The sequence below is a fragment of the Bacillus sp. 5mfcol3.1 genome, from assembly GCF_900114335.1.
Classification (GTDB): Bacteria; Bacillota; Bacilli; order Bacillales; family Bacillaceae_G; genus Bacillus_A; species Bacillus_A thuringiensis_S.
Genome location: NZ_FOST01000001.1, coordinates 372,102 through 396,888, shown reverse-complemented (window position 1 = coordinate 396,888; position 24,787 = coordinate 372,102). Strand labels below are relative to the sequence as shown.

The following is a 24,787-nucleotide window of genomic DNA, read 5'->3' as shown; positions in this document are numbered from 1 at the left end:
TACATATATAATGTACAACAAATAGAATTTGAGGTGTGTCAATTATGCTATTTCCTGATTTAGCGAGTAAAATTGTACGAGAAGTACGCAGACTAATTACAGAAAATATTATTATCATTAATATAGAAGGCGTTATTATCGCAAGTACAGATACAGAAAGAATTGGTCAATTTCATGAAGGTGCACTCCGCTGCGCCAAACAAAAGAAAACCGTCATCATTACAAAAGAAGATGAAAGGCGATTGCAAGGTGTAAAGGCTGGGATGAATCTTCCTTTATTATTTCATGATGAAGTAATTGGTGTCATTGGAATTACAGGAGAACCTGAAAATATTTCACGCTACGGCGAAATATTGCGTAAGATGACCGAATTATTAATTCATGAAAACTACTTTTTAGAGCAACTAGAACTTGAGCACCGTTCTTATGAAGCTTTCGTCTTTGATTGGCTTCAAAATACAGAGTGGTCCCCGAGTTTTCTTGATCGCGCCAAAACACTTGGCATTGATTTATATAAGAAAAAACAACTTATTTTGTTTTCTATTGACAAAAATGACACGATGCTCCAGCGTAAAATATGGCAACACATACGTAATATTTTAACAAAAGAGCATCTATTTGTTCGTTGGGGAAATGATCGTTTTATTTTATTTACAGCAACGAGCTCCAAAGAGCAAACTTATCAATTTTTAAAACGTTTAAAACAAGACTGCGAAACTTTATTTTCTATTCCTTTATATATCGGGATTGGACAAACAGTTACCTCAAACAATATGAACATATGTTACGAACAAGCATTACGCGCTCTTTCTGTATCATTGGAAACGAAAAAAATTGTATTTAATGAAGATTTACGTTTAGAAATGTGTTTACAAGATATTTCTGCCGAAACGCGTGAACAATTTCTAGAGCGTACCATCGAAAACTTATTATCATTTCCTGAGCTTATGCATACTTTGCGCTTATTTATCGATTATAACCAATCTTATAAACAGACGGCTAAACAATTACATATACACATTAACACATTACATTACAGGCTAAAAAAGATTGAAGAACATACAGGACTTGATCCAAAACAATTCAAAGACTTAAACGTTTTATACTTCGCACTCCTCCTATTAGATGATCATACAAAAAAGAACGATAAAACAGATTAATCTTTAGATGATTATACATAGAAAGAATCCCTCGACTTTTTTATCATTATAATGAAAGCACTGTTACCACGTTGTTTATTATAACTAAACACGTTAACAGTTTGAGGGGGATTTCCAATGTTAGAAAAGCAAATTATTCATTCATTCGTATCTATTGTTGGCGAAGATAATGTAGATACATCCAATATGGGGCGTTTAACTTATAGTTATGATGCCACTCCAAACTTCCAAGCAATGCCTGATGCAGTCATTGCTCCTCGTAATACAAATGAAGTAGCTGAAGTGTTAAAAGTATGTAACACTCACAAAATTCCTGTGTATGTGCGCGGGTCTGGAACAAATCTTTGCGCAGGAACATGTCCACTTGAAGGCGGTATCGTCCTTATTTTCCGCTATATGAACAATATTTTAGAAATTGATGAAGAAAACTTAACAATTACTGTACAAGCTGGTGTCATTACACTTGATATTATTAAAGCGGTAGAAGAAAAAGGTTTATTTTATCCACCAGATCCAAGCTCGATGAAAATTTCTACAATCGGCGGTAATATTAATGAAAACTCAGGTGGATTACGCGGTTTGAAATACGGCGTAACACGTGATTATGTAATGGGGCTTGAACTTGTCTTACCAAATGGCGATATTATTCGCACTGGTGGTAAATTAGCAAAAGATGTAGCTGGTTACGATTTAACTCGGTTATTTATCGGTTCTGAAGGAACACTTGGCGTGGTAACAGAAGCTATATTAAAACTTGTTCCTATGCCTGAAACAAAGAAAACAATGCTTGCACTATATGAAGATATTAATGAAGCTGCACGTGCTGTTTCTTCTATTATTGCAAATAAAATCATTCCAGCAACACTGGAGTTCTTAGACCAACCGACAATTGAAGTAGTAGAAGAGTTTGCGCAAATCGGTTTACCAACTGACGTAAAAGCAATTTTATTAATCGAACAAGACGGCCCGCCCGAAGTAGTCAATCGAGATATTGAAAACATGGCTAACGTTTGCCGCTCTATGAATGCAGTTGATGTTCGCATTGCAAAAGATGAAACAGAAGCAGATGCGCTTCGTACTGCTCGCCGTAGTGCTCTATCAGCGCTCGCACGATTAAAACCTACTACAATATTAGAAGATGCGACTGTACCACGTTCACAAATCGCTCCAATGGTTGAAGCTATTAATGCCATTGCAAAAAAATATAATATTCCTATTTGTACGTTTGGACACGCTGGTGATGGTAACTTACATCCAACTTGTATGACAGATGCTCGTAATGCAGAAGAAATGCACCGAGCTGAACAAGCTTTTGCTGAAATATTTGCGAAAGCAATTGAACTTGGTGGCACAATTACTGGTGAACATGGTGTTGGTGCAATGAAAGCTCCATATTTAGAAATGAAATTAGGTAAAGAAGGTATTGCAGCTATGCAAGGAATAAAGCAAGCTTTCGATCCAAACAACATTATGAACCCTGGAAAAATGTTCGCGAAAGACACTCGAAAAAGAGTGGTGGTTGAGCGATGACCACATTAAATAAAGAAAATATTCAAAAAGAATTTAAAGAACGATTAAGTGAAGATGAGCTACTTAACTGTATGCGATGCGGTTTTTGTTTACCTACTTGTCCTACCTACATTCAATCCGGATATAAAGAGTCACATTCACCGCGCGGACGTATCGCATTAATGAAAGCAGTCGTTGATGGTTTAATCGAACCAGATGAAGATGTTGAAAATACATTAAACGTTTGTCTTGGTTGCCGTGCTTGTGAGCCTGTTTGTCCATCTGGTGTAAATTATGGACATTTATTAGAAGAGGCTCGAGATATTATTAATCAAAATAAAAAATTCTCAATGCCAGTGAAAGCTGTTCGAAAAGTCGTTTTTGAAGGATTATTCCCCCATCAAAATCGAATGCGAACATTAACCGGACTAATCGGATTTTATCAACGTTCTGGTTTACAAACGCTAACACATAAAACAGGTATTATGAAGTTATTCCCTGAAACACTTGCAACGATGGATCTCGTTTTACCAAAAGTCCCTAAAATGAAAGCCATGAAAGATCGTCCTTCATTTTTACCTGCAGAAAGTACAAAGAAAAAACAAGTTGCATTCTTCACAGGCTGCTTAATGGATACGATGTTTTTAGAAACAAATAACGCAACGATGAAACTTCTTCAATTAGCTGGTTGTGATATCGTTATTCCGAAAACACAAAGTTGCTGCGGTGCATTGCATGGACATGCTGGTGAAAAGAGTGGCGCAAAAGAATTAGCAAAGCGAAATATAAAAGCATTCGAAGATTTAAACATCGACTATATTATTACGAATGCAGGTGGTTGCGGGGCTTATCTCGTAGACTATGATTATCTTTTAAAGGATGATCCGGATTGGGCTGAACGTGCTAAGCAGTTTGTTTCTAAAATTAAAGATATTACTGCTATACTAGTAGAACTAGACTTCCATAAGCGAACTGACTTACGACTCACACCGCAAGTTATTACGTATCAAGACTCTTGTCATTTACGCAATGTTATGCGCACATCTTCTGAACCTCGTATGTTACTAGAGGCTATCCAAGGTGCAACATATCGAGAAATGAAAGATGCCGACCGCTGCTGTGGCTCTGCTGGTATTTACAATATTGTTCATTCAGAGTTATCAATGGAATTTCTAGATTACAAAATGGACCGTGTGCATGAAACAGACGCAGCAACCATTGTTACTGCAAATCCAGGTTGTTTATTACAAATGAAATTGGGCATTGAGCGAGAAGGGCTTTCTCATAAAATGAGAGGAATTCACATTGTGGATTTATTATTAGAAGCAATTGAAACTAACTCGTAATAACTCGTAACATACGTAATAATAGGAAAACGGCTATCTCCTTCGTCTATGTAAAGAGATAGCCGCTTTTTTGTCTGCTACAACATTAAAAATATGTTACTTTATTATAAAAAAGAACAACAGAAACATTACAGTTTTGTAAAAATCAATCCATTATATTCCTCAAAAAATCGCTCAAACCATTGATACAATAGGATTCTTCATTTTCTATTTAGGTAACTTTATCCAAAAACCCCCTCTTAAAACCAAGTATAAAAACACTATAAATTCCTTTTATACTCTATATTTCTCTTATTTTTGCTCCCTTCTTCTCTTAGGATAAATTAGGTAATTTTAAAGTCTATGAATTTTTTTCCATCTTTTTTCTCGCAAATTGTATGCTACGATGAATTTGTCAGTCAGACAGGCTGTCAAAAACAAATCGTGTGAAAACAAATTAAAACTTTATATAGGGGGACACACATCATGAAAAAGCGTGTTTTATTATCTGTAGCTGCTGCAACAGCTCTTACTTTAGGAGTATCTTCTCTAGATGCACAAGCTGCAACAGTACAACCATCTAACATAAAGGTTCAAAATATTCAGCATTCAAAAATGATGATGAAGCAAATGAGCCAACAAGAACTACAAGCATTCTTACAATCTATGGGAGTTGAATCATTAGCACAATGGCAACAAGGAAACTTCCAACCAAACTGCTTCATTCCTGGTCAACAACCTACTGAAAATGTTGTAACTGAGCAACCAACAGCTAAGCCAGAAACTCAAAAGCCTGCTGAGCAAAAACCTGCCGAGCAAAAGCCTGCTGAAGAAGTTCAAAAACCAGAAGCTCAAAAGCCTGCTGAAAACAACAATACGCAAAAACCTGCTGAACAAAAACCTGCTGAGCAAAAGCCTGCTGAAGAAGCAAAATCTTTAAGCGAGTTCGAACAACGTGTTGTTGAATTAACAAACGCTGAGCGTGCAAAACAAGGTTTACCAGCACTAAAAATCGATACTGAATTAAGCAAAGTAGCACGTATTAAGTCTGAAGACATGCAAAAAAACAACTACTTTGATCATAACAGCCCTACATACGGGTCTCCGTTTGACATGATGAAGAAATTTGGTATTTCTTATACATCTGCAGGTGAAAACATCGCTCAAGGCCAACGTACACCTGAAGAAGTGGTACAAGCTTGGATGAACAGCGCTGGACACCGTGCAAACATCTTAAATAACGGCTTCACTCACATCGGTGTTGGTTATGTAGAAAGCGGCAACTACTGGACACAACAATTTATTACAAAGTAAATAGATTAAAAGAGTCTTCTCATAATGAGAAGACTCTTTTTTAAGTTTCATAACTTTCTATTATGTATGAATAGAAAATATATAACATAAATAGCATAGATCCACAGCTTATTACACTAAGCAATACATAAAATCCCCACTCTAAGTTCAAAAACAATGAAAACAATATGCCACATGCCATCACTTGAAAAATCCGTCTACTTACTAAACGAATTTTTTGTAATTTAATTGGGTCTTTTTCTTTGCCTTTTATTTTCTTAAATTCTTTACTTAGCATAAAAAGAAACATACTAATCCCAATCGTTAATCCTGTTTGAAAGGATATCAAATCCTCAAAATTAATAAAGAGGATAAGCATATGAATAAACAACATAAATAACGTAATTTTCTTTATAAATCCGTCTATAATACCATGCTCTCTTTCATTAAACTTAAATATATTATGTGAAATAATATACAAAAATCCATATGAAAAAATAATAAAACAAGGAATAAATGCTACAACAACTTGTTTACTCATAAACTCGTTTGGCTCACCATTTACATTCCAATGTACTGCCATACGAGTTGGTAAATAGGGATAGAGACATAGAGTAACTAAAAGACAAGCGAAAAATATTCCAAGTACATACTTATATTTGATCAAGTGATTCTCACCTCTCTTTTCTCTTAACGGCTTCGCTCCTTTTAGAGAAATCCCTGCAAAAATCTACTTTTTTCAAATTAAAACTTATACTTTACGCATTTTCTTTTTGAAATTCTCTTATTTTATTATCTAACTTTGTAGGAAACGGCACATCAACTTCAATCGCTTCTTTCGTAATTGGATGCAAGAAATTTATCTTCATCGCATGCAATGCTTGACTGGACATATATTTTGTTTGTCCACCATATAATACATCCCCAACTAGTGGATTACCATTATGGCTCATATGAACACGAATTTGATGCGTTCTACCCGTTTCTAATTGTAACGTTACGAAAGTCGTGTTTTGCTTCTTAAAATACTTTTCTACTTTATAATATGTGATAGCTTGGTCACCTTTTGGAGAAATACGACGCCTTGTAGCATGATGGCGATCCCTTCCAATAGCAGCATCAATCGTTCCTTGTTTCTTCTTTACTTTCCCTTCAACGAGCGCTGCGTACGTCCTTTTAATTTTTCGTTCCATTAATAAACGATCCATAATTGCACCAGCAATTCTATGCTTAGCAAATACGACACCACCTGTCGTATCTTTATCTAAACGATGAATATGACGCACCTTCGCCTCTAAACCTTGCATTTGAAAATGAAAAGCAACAAGATTTGCAAGCGTCCCGGTTCCACCTTTTTCAGCAGGATGTGTGTCCATTTTCTCTGGTTTATTTACGATGAGTACGTGATCATCTTCGTATACTACATGCAATTCACCATATTCTGGATCCACACCGTACTCTTCCTCCGCAAACATATGAACTTGTAACTTATCGTTCTCTTTTAAAAGCTCATTCCATCTTCTTTGTTCTCCGTTAACCGTAACACCTTTTTCCATACGAAGCTGATGTAATAGCTTTTTCGGTATTTCCCATTCTACTTTTAATACCGATTCAATACTTATACCATTCCATTTAGCTGGAACGGTAATTTCACACCATTCGCCCTTTTTCTTTGTTTCCATACTGTTTATCACCTTATTTCTATTGATTCTCTCATTGTAACGGAAAACACACTTTGGTGCACCGTCAAAAATAGAGGACAGTCTTATAATAGACTGCCCCTCAAGCTCTAAGTCTTTTCATTTCTAACAATACTTCTTCAGCTTTTTGTTCATACGATAAATCTTTAAAGAAATCCGCCAACCTTTTATAGTCATTGTAAGCATCTAATAAATCGTCCATCCTTTCTATTTTCATCACTTGTTGTTTTTGTTTCATTTTTACTGGATAACGATAACCTGATACTTCTTGTATTTTGTAATACTCATCCTCTACTTGAACGACCTTTACAAGTTCTTCCTCCTCTGCATCCATCGTATACCCGTCAAATTCTCTAAGTAGTTCATAAATGATATGAGTCCATTCATCTTTTGGATAAAATCCCTTTTCTAACCGATAACCGACAATGCGATACATATGCCCATCGTTTTCTGCAAACTGTACTGTATCATTTAACTTAAACTTAAAATAACGAAACATTGCCTTCACCTACTTGTATGTAATGTTCTTATCACATACTATTTGCAAAATGTAGGTCTTGCTATTCATAAAAAAATGCTCATCAATATGATGAGCATTTTTTTACGATGATTTTTCTCGTTTTTTTCGAAATGGTAACCACCAATTCCAGTCTCCAAATAACTTCATTAAGCTTGGAACGAGCATAAGACGAATAATTGTTGCATCAAGAAATATTGCTAATGCCACGCCAAGCCCCATCTGCTTTACTGGTAAAATATCAGTAAATGCGAATGCACCCGTTACAACAATCATAATTAATGCAGCTGATGTAATGATTCTACTTGTTGAAACGAGCCCTTCTAACGTTGCTTGATCGTTATCTCCTGTTTCTTCATAGAGCTCGTGAATACGTGAAATAAGAAATACTTCATAATCCATACTAAGCCCAAATACGAGGCCAAAAATGAAGATTGGTAAGACAAACAGAACCGGACTCGCTTCTAAACCGAAATGACCACCTTCAAATAACCAAACAACAATTCCAATGGTTGCACTCAAACTAAGTATATTCATAATAATTGCCTTAATTGGAATGAGTATAGATCGGAATGCAAATAATAATATAACAAAGGTCGATCCAAATATAACAGACATACCAATTACAACTTTATCTTTAATTTCATCTTCTAATTCTTGTTGAAACGTCGTCATTCCGCCTAGATAATACGTAACATTCGTTTCTTTATAGTTCTTTTTAAAGTCACGCACCCACTGTTTTGCAGTCTCTGTACGTGGTTTTGTTTTCAAAAAAACTTCTATCGTCGTCTTATTCCCTTTTGTGTATGCTTCAAATACAGGAGTTAGTTTTGCTGCTTCTGGCGACTGCAATATTCCAGCAACTTGATCTGCTTTCATTCCAGTTAACCCGTCGTATAAACTTCTTACTTCATGTACTTTTTTATCATCTTTTAACTTTTGAACGACTTCTTCTATCTTTTGTAGACTTTCTTTTTCTTTCATATCTTTTTTCGTCTCTACAACTAACGTAACATCAGCGTGTGTTTTGACAGTTTTATTAAATGCTTCTTCATACTTTTCATATGCAATCCTTGTATCACTCTTTTCAGGTAAAGCTTCAACACTAGGGAACTGCAAATTAGCTGTACGTAACGGTAATAAGCAAATAACAATAAATGTTGTAACAACAACAATCATTGCAATTGGATGTTTCATCACAAATTGTGCAAATTTACGCCATGCTTTTGCCGGCGTATGTGCTACTTGATTCTTTTTTAATATTTTTTTACCGATTAACGATAATAACGCTGGAAGAAGTGTGAGTGAGAATAAAATGCTCATAATCACAACAATCATTCCGCTAATTGCGACAGATTGAATATAATCTATCTTAAAGAAAAACAAACCGGATAACCCAACAAATACGCATAATCCTGAAAATACAATTGCACGTCCTGCCGTCTGATATGTAATTGCTATCGCTTCTTTTACCGTTCGTTTAGCAACTTCCTCTCGAAAACGGTTCACAAATAATAGCGCAAAATCAATAGATAGTGCAAGTCCAATCATCGGTGCAACGTTTAACACGAAAATAGATAGTTCTTTATCCACACCGATGAAATACAATATACCCATCGTGCTAATAACACTAAGCGCTCCATTCAAAATCGGTAAAATTGATGCCAAAAGGCTACCAAACGAAAATAGTAATACAAGAAACGCAATTGGTAATCCAATCATTTCTGCTACTTTTAAATCATTTTGCGTTCTTTCATTAATCTCTTGATTAATTTTCGGAAATCCTGTAGGTGTTACTTTTAATACTACATTACTTTCTTTCTCAATCTCATTAGCAAATTGTAATGTCTTTTCCATTCTTTCTTTATTTGTTTTCCCGGAAAATAAAATTGTCGCATAACCGATGTCATCTTGTAGCATTTCTTTATTTTGGATTGGGTGATGGAAAGATTCATAGTTCTCTTTCTCTTGAACATTCTTTACAATTTCATCTATTCGCTTTTTAAATTCCTCATGCGAAGCATCTTGATTTTTCTCAAAAACGAGCAGAAGCGTATCTTGAGACTTCTTAAAATCTTTATCTAAAATTTCTTTTGTTTTTTGATAGTCTCCTTCCGTTTGGAAACCGTCACCACCTAATACTCCCGGTAGCTTTGGAGCAAAAATCCCAAGTGCGATTGCAAGCAACAGTAACGCTACAATTACTGTATAACGAAATTGATACAAAAAAGCTCCTAACTTCCCCCACTTATCAACTTTATGAACATTTGTCTTCACACATTTTCACCTACTTTAAATAATTCAATTGTCACTTATACTGTATCATATCTTTATACAAACAAAAAACGCCTAGGAACACTATAATGATAGTTTTTCCAGGCGTTTTTTCTATCTCTCTTTATTAAGGCTCAATCTCTCAGTAAGTAAACGATGATAGTAAATAGCGATAACTAACAAAATACCACCTACGCAGTAACCAGCTAAAATATCAGTTGGGTAATGTACATTTAAAATGACTCTACTTAATCCAATCGATAGGATTACTATACCCATCAAAATCGTTATGACACATTTCCCAGCTATGCTTTTCAAATTAGCAGCAATGATATAAGCAAGAAATCCAAATGTCATAATCGATAGCATTGCATGTCCACTAGGAAAACTATATCCAAGTGCATCTAACGCTTCATTTAATGACGGACGTTCTCTCTTTACAATCTCTTTTATCCCTTTATTCACAAGATGTGTTATTAAAATTCCCATTGGATACACAATCATCGCAGCATAATAACGCTTCTTCCAAAAAACAAGCAAACTTATAACGAGCGTAGCAGCTATCCCAATTGCTGACCCCAATTTTGTAAAGTACGAGAAAAATGTAAGGGAACTTTCCGTTTGTAGCCCTTTTACTAATCCGCGGACATATGTATCCATTACTGTAACGCCACCTGCATGTACGCGCCAAGCAACAATACTAAATACAGCAAATAATAAACCGATACATATTACCTCATACTGATGTAACTTCTTCTTCAAACGATTTCCTCCTACTATGAAAAAATGCGATTTCTACTTTAGAAACCGCATTTTCTTACTTATTTACCTTTTGTTTTTAGCTCTGTCCAGTAACGATCATAGTCTTTTAACTTATCGTCTACATCAACAAGCCATTCTGTACGATCTAACTCTTCTTTCGTTAAGAAAATCATGTGATTATCACGGTATTCTTTACTATGAAGAGGATGAGCTTTTTCATTTGGATTACTGTAACCAATTGACTCGTAGTTTTTCACACTTACTTTTTCATCAAGTAAGTAGTTCATAAACTTCTCAGCAAGCTCTTTATGTTTTGCACCTTTTGGAATTGCTAACGTATCAGCCCAAATTGTGCCGCCTTCTTTTGGTACAACGTATTCTACATCTTTATTATCTTTTGCGATAAATGCTGCATCTCCAGACCAAACTGTTCCGATCCAAGCATCTTCTGTAATGAATTTTTGTTTAATGTTATCTGTATCAAATGCTAATAAGTTTGGAAGCAGCTTCTTTAAATCATCTGCTGCTGTCTTTAACTCTGCATCTTCTTTCGTACTGTTTGAGAACCCGTGCTTCTTAAGACCCACTCCTAATACTTCACGAGAATCGTTTAATAACGTTACATGTCCTTTATATTTCTCATTCCATAAGTCAGCCCAGCTTGTAGGTGCTTCTTTCACATACTTTTTATTGTATGCAATCCCTGTTACACCCCAAGTGTACACTAAAGAATATTTATTCTCTGGATCAAACGCAGGTGTTTTGAAATTAGAAACCATGTTTTCGATATTTGGGATATTCTTTTTATCTAACGGCGCTAATAAATCCATTTTTGCCATTGTTTTAACCATGTAATCAGATGGTTGAATTAAATCATACTTTGCGCCACCAGCTTGTAATTTCGCAAGCATTTCTTCGTTACTTGCGTACTTATCATAGTTAATTTTCACATTATACTTCTTTTCAAAATCTCTTAGCACTTGCTCATCAAAATTGTCAGCCCAGCTATAAATATTTAATTCTTCTTTCTTTTCACCACAACCAGCAAGCACACCAGCAACAAGACTAAAGCTAATTGCTGCGCCAGCTATTCTTTTCATTAATTTCATCGGTTTATTACCCCCTCGTACTTTCTATATCGTTCGTATTATAAAGGAAGGTGTCCTCCAGAGTTTTCTTCACCATCTGCACCTTTGTTACGGAAGATTTCAGATAGAACCATTAATCCTACGATAGCAACAATTAAAATTGTAGAAAGAGCATTAATTTCTGGTGATACTCCGCGCTTAACCATACTGTAAATGTATAATGGCAATGTTGTTGATCCTGGTCCTGATACGAAGAAACTAATTACAAAATCATCAATTGATAATGTGAATGTTAATAATGCTGCTGAAATAACTCCCGGTGCAATTGCTGGGAACGTTACAAAACGAAACGTTTGCCAAGGCGTTGCTCCTAAATCATTTGCAGCTTCTTCTAAGTCACGTCCCATACTTGAAAGACGCGCAGCTAAAATAACAACAACAAACGAAATACTAAATGTAATATGTGCAATAATAATCGTTGTTTGTCCAAGTTCCATTCCTAGCTGACTGAAAAGAATTAGTAAAGATAATCCCATTAAAATATCAGGAATTAAAATTGGTAAATATACAAGGCCATTAATAGCCCCTTCGAAACGATATTTATAACGATGTAAAGCAATCGCAAAGAATACACCAAGTACCGTTGTCACAATCGTTGTTATAACTGCAATCGTAATACTATTTACAAATGCATCAATAACATCTTGTTTTTGAAATAAATCTGTATACCAATGGAATGTAAAACCTTCCCACTCCGCATTAATGCGAGAGTCGTTGAAAGAATAGACCATTAAAACCATCATTGGAAAATACAAGAATAACAAAATTAACCAAGAATAAGAAACTAAAAACTTCTTCATCTTTGCCTATTCCCCTCCGTTCTCATTATATTTATATACTTTCGTTGCACGATAATATAAGTAAATTAACAGAACAGAGAATAGAACAACGATAATCGATAACGCAGATCCAAACGGCCAGTCACGTGCACCTAAGAATTGGTTTTGAATAACGTTTCCGATTAATGCTACTTTCGATCCGCCCATCACGTCTGATACAACAAACATTCCGATAGAAGAAACGAATACTAAAATAGAACCAGTCGCAATTCCTGACATTGTCATCGGCACTGTTATATTCCAAAATGCCTTTATTGGTGTTGCTCCTAAATCATAAGCCGCTTCTAGCTTACGCTTATCCAGCTGCTCAATTGCTGCATACACTGGTAAAATCATAAATGGTAATAAAGAATAGACCATTCCGAGTATTACAGAAGGCGTATTATATAATAAATTTAACGGTTCACTAATAATGCCGAGTTTTAATAACAACGTATTCACAAGACCTTGTGAACGTAAAATAACAATCCATGCGTATGAACGAACAAGAAAGTTAATCCAAAACGGGATCGTTGCCAATAATAAAAGAATAGAACGATATTTGCGGTCAACAATTGTAATTGTATACGCAAATGGATAACCAATTAATAAACATATTACTGTAGTAATAACTGCAATCTTAACAGTTTCCCATAACGTTCCTAAGTACAATGGATCAAACACACGGGATATATTCTCCAGCGTAAATTGCATTTCTACTGTCCCGTAAGCTCCGCGCTGCATGAAGGCGAATCCTAATACGAATACGAGCGGGATTAGGAAGAAAATTAACAGCCACGCGACTGTAGGTAGTGCGAGTAATTTCCCTTTTTTCAATTTAAGGTCACCTCGTCCTCTTGCTCCCAGCCTACATATACATTATCTCCAATGCTCCACTGCGCTGCCTCTTCAGCAGTTTGATATGCCATTAGTAATTCTGATGTTTTCTCATCACGTACATAAAGCTTCTCCATATTTCCGACAAACTCAATATCTTCAATATGTCCAAGATGGTATTCTTTTAAAATTGGTTCTTCAACCGAACGTACTTTCACATTTTCAGGACGAATTGCTACATAGCCTTCCCCATTTTTCACAATATTATTTTCACCGATGAATGTCGCAACGAACAATGTTTTCGGCTTATTATAAATTTCTTTCGGCGTTCCAATTTGTTCGATATGGCCTTTATTCATAACGACGATACGATCGCTCATGCTCATTGCTTCTTCTTGATCGTGCGTTACGTATATAAACGTAATTCCTAAATTACGTTGTAAGTTTTTCAATTCACGTTGCAAGTCTTTTCGTAACTTAAAGTCAAGCGCTCCAAGTGGCTCATCTAATAGTAATACACGCGGATTATTTACAATCGCTCTTGCAATTGCAACACGCTGCTGTTGTCCACCAGAAAGCTTAGCAGGTTTACGATTACGGAACTCAAGTAACTGCGTTAAACGCATTGCCTCTTCAGCACGCTCTTTCTGCTCTGCTGCTGATACTTTCTGCATTTTCATACCAAAACAAATATTCTTCTCTACTGTCATATGCGGGAATAGTGCGTAATGTTGGAACACTAGGTTCATATGACGCTTATATGGCGGCAAATCGTTAATTCTTTCATCATCTAATAAAAGATTCCCTTTAGTTGGAGTTTCAAATCCTGCGATCATACGAAGTAAAGTCGTTTTCCCGCAGCCACTCGGCCCTAAAATTGTTAAAAACTCTCCCTCTTTAATATCTAAAGAAAGAGGTGGGATAATCACTTGATTTCCAAAATGTTTTTCAACTGCTTCAACTTTAATAATCTTTTTCATTTTCCCGTCCTATCTACCTTAAATTTTAAATTTTTATATTCATGAATAAATATTTATGTTCTATAGACTATTTTTTGTTTCGATCCAAACAAAAATGGTTATTTAGCAAGCGTTCGTTTCTATTCTTTATGTAGTATGTTTGATTCATTTTCGCATGATACATAACGTCGAACAGAAAAACCCCTTCCATCGCGAAGGGGCTATTATCATACGGCTACGCCTACTGATAAACACCATCATCATTTTAACAACTTTCGTATGAATTTTAAAGCACTTTTTGTAGAAGAGTAACGAATTTTCATGTCGAATGCTGTAGATTGGGCTAAAATGCTTTTATAATGTGAAAAAGTCCGAAAACTTTCTTTCCCATGATAACCCCCTAATCCACTACTTCCAACACCCCCAAAAGGTAAATATGGCGTGGCAAGATGGTAGACAACATCATTAATACAGCCTCCACCATATGAAATATTACTCGTCACTTTCTTTTGTACTTCTTTATCTTCCGAAAATACATATAACGCTAACGGCTTCGGATGTTGCTGGATTGTGCCAATTACATCTTCTATATTGTCGTACTCTATGATTGGTAAAATCGGACCAAAAATTTCATCTTCCATAACAGCATCTTGCCATGTAACATCCGCTAGCACTGTCGGTTCAATATGTAATGTATCTTTCTTATAGTTTCCACCAATTACGACTTGACCATCTTGTAAAAATCCACATAATCGTTCAAAATGACGCTCACTTACAATACGCACGTAATTTTCATTTTGCAAAGGTTCTTTACTATACTGCTCTGTGATTTCATGTCGCAGTGCCTCAACTAGCTGTTCTTTCACGGAAGAATGCACGTACATATAATCAGGCGCTACACATGTCTGCCCTGCATTTAAAAACTTACCCCAAACAATTCTTCTTGCTGTCATCTCTATCTTTGCATCTTTATGTACAATACAAGGACTTTTCCCGCCAAGTTCTAACGTAAGCGGCGTCAACTGTTTCGCTGCTGCTTCCATTACAACTTTTCCAACGCCAACACTACCAGTAAAGAAAATATAATCAATTGGTTCCCTCAGCAAAGATGTACTCTCTTCAACGCCACCTTCTACTACCGCTACAAGCTCTTCTGGGAATAATTCACCTAACATTCTCTTAAGCACTTTTGAAACGCTTGGCGTTAACTCTGACGGCTTTAAAACGATTGTATTTCCAGCTGCAAGTGCTCCTACAAGTGGTGCAATTGCTAATTGAAAAGGATAGTTCCACGGTGCAATAATAAGCGTCACACCATACGGCTCTGGCACTACTTTTCCTTTTGATCCAAAATGAGTGAGTGCTGTTCGAACTCGCTTCGGTTTACTCCACGATGACATATGTTTCAATTGAAAGGAAATTTCTTTTAATACATATCCAACTTCCGTTGTAAACGACTCGTGAACTGACTTATTTAAATCTAATTTCAATGCCTGAAATATTTCTTCTTCAAAACGCTGAATGCCTTCATAAAGCTTCTTCAAATTATTCTTTCTCATTTCGATGCTTCTCGTATGCCCTTTTAAAAAATATTCCTTTTGCCTACTTACAATAGAGGTAATACTCATTCACTCACCTTCTCCCACTATTTTTATCCAATTCTTTCATTATTTATATAGACTTCATATATAACAAATTTCTATTCTTAAAGTTACATTATATATGACTTTTTCAGCTATATAAAATTCATTGCTCACAAAAAAACTACCGAAAGAAAATCTCTCGGTAGTTTCACAGTATTAACGATATAAACGAACAGCACCTGCAGAATTATCATCAGCTTGTCCTACTACTTCAAACTTCAGACCAAGCTTCGGTAAAATACGTCCTGCATCTGGAATCTGTTGATTAATATACGTTTTCGAATCATCAAATTTCGGTACACCCGCTAAGCCATCATACGTATACGTTCCACGCGTTGGAGATACAACTTTCCAAGCTGGCGTTTTATCGAATGAGAATGCAGCATCAGCGATTTGGAATCGTGTACTACTTTCAATTGTCGGTTTACCATTTAAAGTCCCTACAATTGCTTCTGGATGAGAATCAACTACACCAAGGAAACCATGTCCTGGATGTAAACCAACCCAGTTATCTGCGTAAGCTGAGTCTGCATACCATACAACCATACCTGAGTTATATTCTGGACCGCGAGCAAATTTCAATGCGCTATCTGATCCAGTATGGTTTCTCCACTCTACGTAGTAATTATGTTTTTTCTTCTCTGTTCCGCTAGATACAACGAAACCATCTAATTTTAATTGTGGTGTACCTTCTGCATCATCAGAGAATACTACTTTACCATCCACTGTTAATGAAGCATTATCAAGTAGGAAACCATTTAATGCTAAACCACCATCCGTAATGTACTCAAACGTTAATTTTACTTTTTTACCTTTGAATTGACTTAAATCATATGATTTGTCAATCCATTTTCCATTTGTCGAATCTGCATTTCCATTATTTGCTTTCTCGCCAAGTCTTTCAATTAACGTTTTTTGACCATCTTCTGTTACAGCATGTACTTCAAGGAAATCATACTCTGCTTCGATTTCATATAACGATTTGAAATCAAATTTCGCATTCGTTGCATTCGTTAAATCGAACAGTGGTGTTTCTAACGTTGTATGAAGATTGTCACCTTTTGTACTGTAGTAATACTGTTTACCAAATGCTGGTGCAATTGTTTTTACATCTTTATCTGGTAAGTTAACACGAATCATACCTGGACGGTTAGATTTCGTAACACTTTGATCTAAATATGTTGCTAGACCGATACCTTTATTTAATTTCTCGTAATCTACTTCTACGATATTTGCCCAGTTACCACCGATTGTTTTTTGGAAAAACTCTTTATTTTGTGGTGAGAAACTCGTCGGTGTTGTTCCAGCGATTTTACCCGCCCAGCTGCCGCCACTCATAACAGACCAAGCTTGAATTGGCTCACCATGACCCGTATAGTCTGTATCATACTCATCTGGAAGACCTAAATCATGACCATATTCATGCGCGAATACACCAACTGCGCCATCTTCTGGTTCAATTGTGTAGTCGAATGCTGCCATCTTTCCGCCCCAATATGGAACTTTCGCTTGTGTACCTTCAATTGCGAATGGTTTTGGTCCAACTGTCCAGCGATGTGACCAAATTGCATCATCACCTAATTTACCACCGCCAGCTTCTTGTCCAACACCCGCATGAATAATCATTAAATGATCGATTAAACCGTCAGGTTGATTTTGATTTCCATCACCATTTACATCGTATTGATCGAACTGATCAAACTGTGATAAATCAAGACCGCTATCTACAGCTGCCTTTAATGCATCTTTTACTAGATCACGTGGTCCTTTTGGTCCTTTATTATCATGACCTGTAGCAGCATCTGCACCGTAATCAGCAGCTTTACCAGGAACTGTTAACCATTTTGTAACTGTTCCGTCTACTGTATAACTACCGCCAGATTGCTCTTCGTAATATTGTTTAAACGTTTCGATTTTGCTACCATCCTCTAATGCGAATGGCTCATTACCAAATAACATTTTTTCATAATGTTCTTTGTTAAAATCGTCAGTATACATATAACCAGGTTCTTTATCAATATTGTTATGTTTAAAGTCAGCGTACTCTACAAGTAAAACGAGTACTTTATCTTTACGAACTTCACCGTTATATTCTTTTCCCTTTGCTGGAGAAGTTGGTACTTTACCATTTAGACCACCCTTAACTGGGCCTGTCGCTGCAGGTGTCCCTGTTGCTGGCTGATTTAGTTTTTCTTTCGTGTCTGCTTTCGCATCTTTCACTTTCTTTAAAAAGTCAGATGCTTCTTTCGTAAGTTGATCCCCATTTGTTGCTTCTTTCCCAGGATTTTCACCCTTTTTGTTCTCTACATACTTTTCAACAGCTTTCTTTGTTTCTTTCTCTGAAGCTGAAGAATCAATTACCCCACGTTTTTTCAGTGCATCTGCTAAACGTTCTTCTGGAATTAAATGATCATCGACTGGGCTCGTAGCTGTCTTATTCACAGGTGTTTCAGCATATGCAGATTGAGTGCCAGCTCCGAATGAAAGGCCTAATACAGCTGTTAAAGCGATTGATGACAAAACTTTGAACGGTTTCTTGTTCATCCCATATTTCCTCCCCTAATAAATAATATGTATTACAAATTGAATTTTATTAAAAATTCAATATTTTTTCAATATTTAGTCATATTATGTAATGTTTTTAATATATTTGTAAAAATTTCATAGTTAGCATACGAATATATCACAATTCAACAATGTTTTCTGAAAATATTGAAAGTTTTTATCGAACAATTTATAATTTCCATAGAGGGAGTTTAATGGGGATTTTATCTTTGTTTCATCTACAAAATATTTGATAATTCACTATATAAAACACAAAATCCGATTGCATTATCATGTATTCTGTAGCAGCAATTATGACCGATAATTAGGGAGGAATTACATTTGTACAAAGATAAGACAGACGCACTGGATCAAGAATGGATTGATTTAATACTTGAAGCTCTAGATGCCGGTATCGCCATGCAAGACATTGAGCAATTTTTCCAACGTATGAAGCCATCCAGTCAGGCTCAATAGGTTTGTTCTTTTTAACGAAGTTTATGTTATAATAATGACATCATAAGACAACTACATATTGATAGAAAGGTGCGCAAATATGATTGGAGAACGTATAAAACGCCTTCGTTTACAAAAAGGTATTTCATTAACTGAACTTGCCGAAAAAGCTGGCGTTGCTAAATCTTACATTAGTTCTATAGAACGAAATTTACAAAAAAACCCTTCCATTCAGTTTCTTGAAAAAATCGCAGCAGTTCTACAAATTCCAGTTGATACTTTACTTCATGATGAAACAACAAAGGAAACTAACCTAGACTCCGAATGGACACAACTCGTTAAAGATGCAATGAACTCTGGTGTCTCCAAAGAACAATTTCGTGAATTTCTTGAATTTACAAAGTGGAAGCAAAATCAAAAATAATAATAGAAAGAAGTGCTTACAACCAGCACTTCTTTTTCTTTATAAAAAAAAGCGGGAATACCCGCTTTTTTATTATTTTTCTTCCCCAGCTTCTTGGTTAGCATTGAATGTCCATTCTAAATTCAATGTATCACCTTGGAAGATATTTTGGTCTTTTCCGTCATCTACAAATTCAAATTGCACCCATAGATAATCCTCTGTACCAGCTGCTAATCCACCCTTTTCTCCCCACTCAGGAGCAAAGATGTCTTTAGCTAAAAGATCTGGATCCACATTTTGTAAGTCTGCTAAAGTTGTTTCGTATACAGGCTCACTTTGTTTATCCCAGTTCCAAAGGAATTTTACTTTAACGTGCTTACCAAAGTCTTCACCAGCATTATCACCTTTTGCATCTTTAACAGTATACTTTGTTGCTAATTTAACGTCTTTAATAGTTAACGAACCGCTGTTTTGTAATAAGAACTCTTTCTTAACAGAATCCCCTGGTTTTAAATCTTTAATATCTACAAGCGTCTTAGGGTTTAATGTAAGGTCTAACGTCCCAGCTGCAAATGTATTGTTTGATACTTCTTTATCGCTAAAGAATGCAAATGTTCCTCCACCAATTAAAGCTAACCCCAATGCTGCTGATGCAACTCCCATACCTAATTTCTTTTTCAGACTCACAATCAATTCCCCCTAGCTTTTTTTTATATTTTTATCACTTATTTTTCAATAAGAGATGTAAAGAAAACTATATTAGCTTAGCTAATATGTGTTCTTTTTTAAAAACCTCATGTTCATTATAACGAACAAACCTATATAAACACAACACATATTTATTAATATTTTCAGTTATTTTTATTTCTCAATATTATTTAGACTTTTCAGAAAAAAGAATGATAATTTATTTATTTTTTCACACTCAAATCATTTAATACTATAAGAAAAAAGAAAAATAAAGAAGTGAGGGCTAACGTTCCCTCACACTCGTATAAATATTACTAGTCTTACTTATTCGTTCACTCTCTCTTACACCACATTCTTGTTTTCTGACTGTTTCACTAAAGCAGTTACTCCGCTTTCTTCTGCTCTTCTAGCTTTTTCTGTTCTTCCGCTTTCTTTTGCTCTTCTACTTTTTTCTGTTCTTCTACTTTCTTCTGTTCTTCGGCTTTCTTTTGTTCTTCTACTTTCTTCTGTTCTTCTACTTTCTTCTGTTCTTCGGCTTTCTTTTGTTCTTCTACTTTCTTCTGTTCTTCTACTTTCTTCTGTTCTTCTACTTTCTTTTGTTCTTCTACTTTCTTTTGTTCTTCGGCTTTCTTCTGTTCTTCTACTTTCTTTTGTTCTTCGGCTTTCTTTTGTCCTTCCGCTTCAATTGCAATGTTTAATTGTTGCTGAAGAGCCTGAATTTGCTCATCAATAGCTTTCAAGCTAATTTCTTTCTCAATATAGTCACGCTTCTCTTTGATACTGCGGAAGCCTTCATTTACATATATGGACACTTGCTGCATCGACTCATCTTTATTTACCTTTAATTCTTCTTGTATTTGATTGTAAGGAGCTTCTATTTCAGTATATACATTTTGCAGGGCTTCCTTCTCAGCAACAATTTTCTCACGCCCTTGTTGCCATACAGAAATCGCCTGTTTTATTTCTTCAATAGAAGTTGCTTTCGATTTTCCCTTCATCGTTCCATACTCACGCTCAATAAACTGTTTATGTTTCTCAGATTGCTCTTTTAACGTATTAACTGTTTTCGGAAATATAATTGCTGTAGAAAACGTCGCTTCTACTTTCGTTTCATGAATGAACGCCGCTTCTGTATGCGTCATAATTTGAGATCCTAAATAAAACGTAATAGAACACATACACGGCAATATAAGCATCTTTTTAAAATTACGCGGTCTTTTCAGCATCTTAATCTCTCCCATCGAACATTACGTTCTTTATACAGAACATTATCTATATTATAGTAAAGAACTATTAAAATTGATAGACAAATACTAGAAAAATAGAAAAAGGGCTATCCATGTGATAGCCCTTTTTGTTATTATCTTTCTTCACCTGCTGTTTGTTGTGCATCAAACGTCCAATTTAATTGTAACTTATCGCCTTGGAATTGATTTTGATCTTTTCCATTATCAACGAACTCAAATTTCACTTTGAATTTATCAGATTTACCTGCTGAAATACCTTTTTCATCCCAGAACCAAGCCGATAAATCATTATCTACAGCTGTAAGTGTGTCACCTTTTAATTTATCTAAAGTGGTTTGTTTCACAATTGTCTCATGCTTATCTACATTTTTTAAGAATGTTACTTTAATATGTTTACCAAAATCATCTTTATTATCTTTCTTTACATCTTCTACATTATAATCTGTTTTCAGTAAAACCTTTTTAATATCTAAAGAGCCTTTATTTTCTAGTTTAAATTCTTTTTCAATTGTATCCCCAGGTTTTAAATTCGATACGTTAACAACTGTTGATGGATTTAATGCTAAATCCAGTGTCCCAGCCGCAAATGTATTGTTTGACACTTCTTTATCACTGAAAAATGCAAATGTTCCTCCACCAACTAACGCTGCTCCTAGTACTGCTGATGTAATACCCATTCCTAATTTTTTCTTTAAAGTCATGTCCATATCCCCTTAATATATATATATTTGTTAACTTCCTAAACGGAAAGTATAACCAAACGAACTAGACGGATTGTTCTACTTTTTTATCTTTCTTTTCTCCGTCAATGCTACGAATAGCCCCAAAAATAGAAATCGCGGAATATCCAAGTAAAAAGACTCCTGGAATAATAAGAAGTAATGCTGCTCCCGCTTTTGAATTCGCATAATTCAGTAAATAACCAACGTACGGAACTGTAATATCTGCATACTTTCCAACTACATTTTCTGCAAGTACTGGCTCTAAATCTGGTCCGTTGTTGTTATCCCCTTTTGTTTCATACATTACTTTTCCATTTGTATCTTTCACACCGATAATACGGTGAGTGATAATTTTTTGATCTTTCTCTTTAAAGGTAATAACATCACCTTTTTGATATTTAGAACCATCTTTGTTTGGTTCTATTGCAATGATTGATCCTGTTAAAAACGTCGGCTCCATTGATCCTGAAAGAACGCTCTTAAATTGATATCCCATCACTGTCGGATCACCACCGCTCGCTTTTGAAGAAATAACTACAAAAGCTAAAAAAACCATCAATGCAAATAAAACAAATGAGATCGCGTTGCTAATTACCTTCCAAATTAATTTCATCGTCTCTCTCCCTCTCCGTTGTTTTATATTATTTGAAGTATGCAATATCCATTACGTTCTTTAACAAGAACACAAGTAAATGATATAACGAACTTTAAGTTATTGCAATAAGAAAATTTACAATTATTAGTTATTTAAAGTATAAAAAAAAGACTGTGCCAAAATTTCACACAATCTTTTTATTAGTAATTTATTTACCTTCTGATTTCATTCCTTTTGTATTTCGGCGCAACACTACATATAAAATTGCTCCAAATAATACAATCGCACCTATCCCAACACTTATTACTTTAACATTTGAGTCTTTTACTTCAGGCATAGTTGTATCTTTTTTAGGCATCGCAAAAGTGACATCTTCTGTTGAAAGAACATTTACCGTCGCAATTGTTTGATTATTTTTCGTAATATCAACTGCACCAACTACCTCACCACGATGTATTCCTTTATGATATAAAGATTCTTTATCTAATGAAGCCGCCCGGAAAATAGTTTTCACATTTTTTCCTTCATCTTTCTTAAGCATAAGCTCCGCACTTTGTTCCAACTCAGAATTAACATCTTTATTTAAATATGTTGTTTTTTGATGCCAATTATGTTTATCCAGCACCATTTGCTTCGTAAATTGACCGAAAGAATATTCCGCCATCTGCTTCAAATCTTCATAAATTTCAGGTCTTTGAGAAGCCATTACTACGCTTATAATACGGTTTCCATCTTTCTCATTTAATAAAACAAGCGTATTACGCGCTTCATTCGTAAACCCTGTCTTACCGCCAATGCTATATGGATTTTCAAAAAAATTAGATTTATTAAAAATAGACACCGTCTGCCTAGACGTCGTAACTGTCGTTCTTTTCGTATTCATCGCTTGTAAAATTTCAGGATACTTTTGCACACCCTTCGTAATCATAGCCATATCATACGGCGTCGTATAATGGTTCGGATCATGCAGTCCATTCGGTGTTACAAAGTGGCTATCTTTCGCCCCTAATTGCTTCGCTTTCTCATTCATCATATTAGCGAAATTCTCAACACTCCCGCCAATCCGCTCCGCAATCGCATACGACACATCATTCGCACTCAGCACCATTAAAATCATAAGCGCAGTATTTCTATTAATTGTCTCTCCAGGTTGAAACTCAATTTGATAATTACTCTTCTCTTGATCTAATGCTAATTGTGAAAATGTAAATTGATCCTCTGGCTTTGTATGCTCCATGAGTAAAATCGCTGTTAACACCTTCGTCGTACTAGCAGGATATGCTCGGTGATATGCGTTTTTGTCATACATAACATCTCCTGTTTTCGCATCAATTGTCGTTGCAAACTGACTAAAAACATTCGGTCCTTCTGCAGGTGGTGGTGCAACTTGTTCTGGATTTACTCCAATATTCGTCTCAGCACGCAATGTCATAGGTGTCAACAAAAACAAACAAATAACTGTAATAAAAACCAAAATTTTCTTAAAATTTACCATATGACTCTCCCTTTTCCATTTACTCCTCTAACAAAATAAGAAATCTACCAATCATATGTAATTTGTATTAAACTGGAAGAATTTTCACTATTTTTTACTATATCATATTTTTACGATAAAGAACATAAATATACAATAAAAATAAGAAGGAATTACTCTTTCTTATCCTTCTCATCTATCAACGAATCTATTAACTTTTGACTAGCTTCCTCGGGCGTAATCTCATCGGTTATCCCCATAAACGACCAACCTTTAGAATCAACCCACTCAACAAACTCTTGTAAAAATTCATCATGTGTAACATCCACATCAAGAATCGAGCCATTAATCGAAATCGTTCTATTTTTAGACACGCGCATCTTGAACGTTTTTCTTACCATTACAACTTTTCTCCCTCTACTTCTGAATATTTATAAAGTGAAACTTTCATCAACCCTCACCAATCGGACTTTTACGGCCATCCCGACCCCAACCTAACTTCTTTACTTTTGCTAAATTTCGAGGTAAGGGATCTTACTGCCCGCAAATAGCGAGATAAAATAATCATGTATCTCTGTTATACATGATTTTCAGTAAATTGTAAAAAGGATATATTGGCCAATTTAAATAGCAAAAATGAAAATCTCTTACCTACGTAAACGTAATACGACATACAATCGCTCATAAATTATTAAATAAATCCATAAAAAT

23 protein-coding genes are annotated in these 24,787 nt (G+C 35.3%); 6 read left to right on the top strand and 17 right to left on the bottom strand.

The annotated features are described in order from the left end of the window. Positions 1-35: 35 nt before the first annotated feature. From BM089_RS02055 to BM089_RS02040, 4 genes are all read left to right on the top strand, one after another. The gene (locus BM089_RS02055; RefSeq protein ID WP_139213197.1) at positions 36-1,160 is read left to right on the top strand and encodes a PucR family transcriptional regulator; all 1,125 of its coding nucleotides are present in this window, start codon (positions 36-38) and stop codon (positions 1,158-1,160) included. 117 nt (positions 1,161-1,277) lie between these two features. Next, entirely contained in the window at positions 1,278-2,690 is a 1,413-nt protein-coding gene (gene glcD / locus BM089_RS02050; RefSeq protein ID WP_090975871.1) for a glycolate oxidase subunit GlcD, read from the top strand. Further along, the gene (locus BM089_RS02045; protein ID WP_043936070.1) at positions 2,687-4,015 is read left to right on the top strand and encodes a (Fe-S)-binding protein; all 1,329 of its coding nucleotides are present in this window, start codon (positions 2,687-2,689) and stop codon (positions 4,013-4,015) included. Before glcD ends, BM089_RS02045 begins: the two co-directional genes overlap by 4 nt. Before the next feature lie 465 nt (positions 4,016-4,480). Next, positions 4,481-5,308, top strand: coding sequence for a CAP domain-containing protein (locus BM089_RS02040; RefSeq protein ID WP_053564947.1), 828 nt, complete (start codon positions 4,481-4,483; stop codon positions 5,306-5,308). Between the two features lie 40 nt (positions 5,309-5,348). Here BM089_RS02040 and BM089_RS02035 read toward each other — a convergent pair whose 3' ends face one another. The 11 genes from BM089_RS02035 to inhA1 all read right to left on the bottom strand — a co-directional run bounded on the left by BM089_RS02035 (position 5,349) and on the right by inhA1 (position 18,489). Then, positions 5,349-5,954, bottom strand: coding sequence for a DUF1648 domain-containing protein (locus BM089_RS02035; RefSeq protein WP_000599010.1), 606 nt, complete (start codon positions 5,952-5,954; stop codon positions 5,349-5,351). A gap of 91 nt (positions 5,955-6,045) precedes the next feature. Continuing rightward, positions 6,046-6,969, bottom strand: a complete 924-nt coding sequence (locus tag BM089_RS02030) for an RluA family pseudouridine synthase (RefSeq protein ID WP_000448347.1) — start codon at positions 6,967-6,969, stop codon at positions 6,046-6,048. A gap of 100 nt (positions 6,970-7,069) precedes the next feature. Continuing rightward, positions 7,070-7,486 (bottom strand): hypothetical protein, encoded by a 417-nt coding sequence (locus BM089_RS02025; RefSeq protein ID WP_000490302.1) that lies wholly within the window; start codon positions 7,484-7,486, stop codon positions 7,070-7,072. Between the two features lie 102 nt (positions 7,487-7,588). Then, positions 7,589-9,781: an MMPL family transporter gene (locus tag BM089_RS02020; protein ID WP_090975869.1), complete on the bottom strand. Its 2,193-nt coding sequence runs from the start codon at positions 9,779-9,781 to the stop codon at positions 7,589-7,591. A gap of 111 nt (positions 9,782-9,892) precedes the next feature. Continuing rightward, positions 9,893-10,540 (bottom strand): phosphatase PAP2 family protein, encoded by a 648-nt coding sequence (locus tag BM089_RS02015; RefSeq protein ID WP_139213196.1) that lies wholly within the window; start codon positions 10,538-10,540, stop codon positions 9,893-9,895. A gap of 59 nt (positions 10,541-10,599) precedes the next feature. After that, complete coding sequence (potD, locus tag BM089_RS02010; RefSeq protein ID WP_000772490.1) at positions 10,600-11,649, bottom strand: spermidine/putrescine ABC transporter substrate-binding protein PotD; 1,050 nt, start codon at positions 11,647-11,649, stop codon at positions 10,600-10,602. 38 nt (positions 11,650-11,687) lie between these two features. After that, positions 11,688-12,488, bottom strand: a complete 801-nt coding sequence (potC, locus tag BM089_RS02005; protein ID WP_000714190.1) for a spermidine/putrescine ABC transporter permease PotC — start codon at positions 12,486-12,488, stop codon at positions 11,688-11,690. Positions 12,489-12,494: 6 nt separating this feature from the next. Next, entirely contained in the window at positions 12,495-13,343 is an 849-nt protein-coding gene (gene potB, locus BM089_RS02000; RefSeq protein ID WP_000715500.1) for a spermidine/putrescine ABC transporter permease PotB, read from the bottom strand. Next, positions 13,340-14,323, bottom strand: coding sequence for a spermidine/putrescine ABC transporter ATP-binding protein PotA (potA, locus tag BM089_RS01995; protein ID WP_000720333.1), 984 nt, complete (start codon positions 14,321-14,323; stop codon positions 13,340-13,342). The genes potB and potA overlap by 4 nt, the downstream gene beginning before the upstream one ends. A 239-nt stretch (positions 14,324-14,562) precedes the next feature. After that, positions 14,563-15,930 carry an aldehyde dehydrogenase gene (locus BM089_RS01990; RefSeq protein WP_090975866.1) on the bottom strand — a complete coding sequence of 456 codons (1,368 nt, stop codon included), beginning with the start codon at positions 15,928-15,930 and terminating at the stop codon, positions 14,563-14,565. Positions 15,931-16,101: 171 nt separating this feature from the next. Next, the gene (gene inhA1 / locus BM089_RS01985) at positions 16,102-18,489 is read right to left on the bottom strand and encodes a M6 family metalloprotease immune inhibitor InhA1 (RefSeq protein ID WP_061660516.1); all 2,388 of its coding nucleotides are present in this window, start codon (positions 18,487-18,489) and stop codon (positions 16,102-16,104) included. 342 nt (positions 18,490-18,831) lie between these two features. On the opposite strand from inhA1, the gene BM089_RS01980 reads away from it, so the two are divergent. Continuing rightward, a complete protein-coding gene (locus BM089_RS01980; RefSeq protein ID WP_000276219.1) occupies positions 18,832-18,966 on the top strand; it encodes an anti-repressor SinI family protein in 135 nt (44 codons plus the stop codon). Between the two features lie 79 nt (positions 18,967-19,045). Further along, positions 19,046-19,369 (top strand): helix-turn-helix domain-containing protein, encoded by a 324-nt coding sequence (locus BM089_RS01975; RefSeq protein WP_000578885.1) that lies wholly within the window; start codon positions 19,046-19,048, stop codon positions 19,367-19,369. A gap of 72 nt (positions 19,370-19,441) precedes the next feature. Here the strand turns inward: BM089_RS01975 and calY are convergent, their stop codons facing one another. The 6 genes from calY to BM089_RS01945 all read right to left on the bottom strand — a co-directional run bounded on the left by calY (position 19,442) and on the right by BM089_RS01945 (position 24,477). Further along, positions 19,442-20,035 carry a biofilm matrix protein CalY gene (calY, locus tag BM089_RS01970; RefSeq protein ID WP_000053715.1) on the bottom strand — a complete coding sequence of 198 codons (594 nt, stop codon included), beginning with the start codon at positions 20,033-20,035 and terminating at the stop codon, positions 19,442-19,444. Between the two features lie 386 nt (positions 20,036-20,421). After that, on the bottom strand, positions 20,422-21,264 hold the full coding sequence (locus BM089_RS01965; protein ID WP_139213195.1) for a DUF4047 domain-containing protein: 843 nt from the start codon (positions 21,262-21,264) through the stop codon (positions 20,422-20,424). 134 nt (positions 21,265-21,398) lie between these two features. After that, positions 21,399-21,986, bottom strand: a complete 588-nt coding sequence (locus BM089_RS01960) for a CalY family protein (RefSeq protein WP_000172852.1) — start codon at positions 21,984-21,986, stop codon at positions 21,399-21,401. A gap of 64 nt (positions 21,987-22,050) precedes the next feature. Beyond that, entirely contained in the window at positions 22,051-22,620 is a 570-nt protein-coding gene (locus BM089_RS01955; protein ID WP_000767802.1) for a signal peptidase I SipW, read from the bottom strand. Between the two features lie 190 nt (positions 22,621-22,810). Further along, positions 22,811-24,097: a D-alanyl-D-alanine carboxypeptidase family protein gene (locus tag BM089_RS01950; protein WP_016513126.1), complete on the bottom strand. Its 1,287-nt coding sequence runs from the start codon at positions 24,095-24,097 to the stop codon at positions 22,811-22,813. A 152-nt stretch (positions 24,098-24,249) separates the two neighbouring features. Further along, complete coding sequence (locus BM089_RS01945) at positions 24,250-24,477, bottom strand: hypothetical protein (RefSeq protein ID WP_000251856.1); 228 nt, start codon at positions 24,475-24,477, stop codon at positions 24,250-24,252. Between the last annotated feature and the right edge of the window lie 310 nt (positions 24,478-24,787).

Excerpts from the sequence above, each read along its gene's own strand:
- glcD (WP_090975871.1), top strand. The coding sequence starts at position 1,278 with ATGTTAGAAAAGCAAATTATTCATTCATTCGTATCTATTGTTGGCGAA.
- BM089_RS02045 (WP_043936070.1), top strand. The coding sequence starts at position 2,687 with ATGACCACATTAAATAAAGAAAATATTCAAAAAGAATTTAAAGAACGA.
- BM089_RS02040 (WP_053564947.1), top strand. The coding sequence starts at position 4,481 with ATGAAAAAGCGTGTTTTATTATCTGTAGCTGCTGCAACAGCTCTTACT.
- BM089_RS02030 (WP_000448347.1), bottom strand. The coding sequence starts at position 6,969 with ATGGAAACAAAGAAAAAGGGCGAATGGTGTGAAATTACCGTTCCAGCT.
- BM089_RS02025 (WP_000490302.1), bottom strand. The coding sequence starts at position 7,486 with ATGTTTCGTTATTTTAAGTTTAAGTTAAATGATACAGTACAGTTTGCA.
- potD (WP_000772490.1), bottom strand. The coding sequence starts at position 11,649 with ATGAAATTAATGAAAAGAATAGCTGGCGCAGCAATTAGCTTTAGTCTT.
- potC (WP_000714190.1), bottom strand. The coding sequence starts at position 12,488 with ATGAAGAAGTTTTTAGTTTCTTATTCTTGGTTAATTTTGTTATTCTTG.
- potA (WP_000720333.1), bottom strand. The coding sequence starts at position 14,323 with ATGAAAAAGATTATTAAAGTTGAAGCAGTTGAAAAACATTTTGGAAAT.
- BM089_RS01990 (WP_090975866.1), bottom strand. The coding sequence starts at position 15,930 with ATGAGTATTACCTCTATTGTAAGTAGGCAAAAGGAATATTTTTTAAAA.
- inhA1 (WP_061660516.1), bottom strand. The coding sequence starts at position 18,489 with ATGAACAAGAAACCGTTCAAAGTTTTGTCATCAATCGCTTTAACAGCT.
- BM089_RS01975 (WP_000578885.1), top strand. The coding sequence starts at position 19,046 with ATGATTGGAGAACGTATAAAACGCCTTCGTTTACAAAAAGGTATTTCA.
- BM089_RS01965 (WP_139213195.1), bottom strand. The coding sequence starts at position 21,264 with ATGCTGAAAAGACCGCGTAATTTTAAAAAGATGCTTATATTGCCGTGT.
- BM089_RS01960 (WP_000172852.1), bottom strand. The coding sequence starts at position 21,986 with ATGACTTTAAAGAAAAAATTAGGAATGGGTATTACATCAGCAGTACTA.
- BM089_RS01955 (WP_000767802.1), bottom strand. The coding sequence starts at position 22,620 with ATGAAATTAATTTGGAAGGTAATTAGCAACGCGATCTCATTTGTTTTA.
- BM089_RS01950 (WP_016513126.1), bottom strand. The coding sequence starts at position 24,097 with ATGGTAAATTTTAAGAAAATTTTGGTTTTTATTACAGTTATTTGTTTG.
- BM089_RS01945 (WP_000251856.1), bottom strand. The coding sequence starts at position 24,477 with ATGGTAAGAAAAACGTTCAAGATGCGCGTGTCTAAAAATAGAACGATT.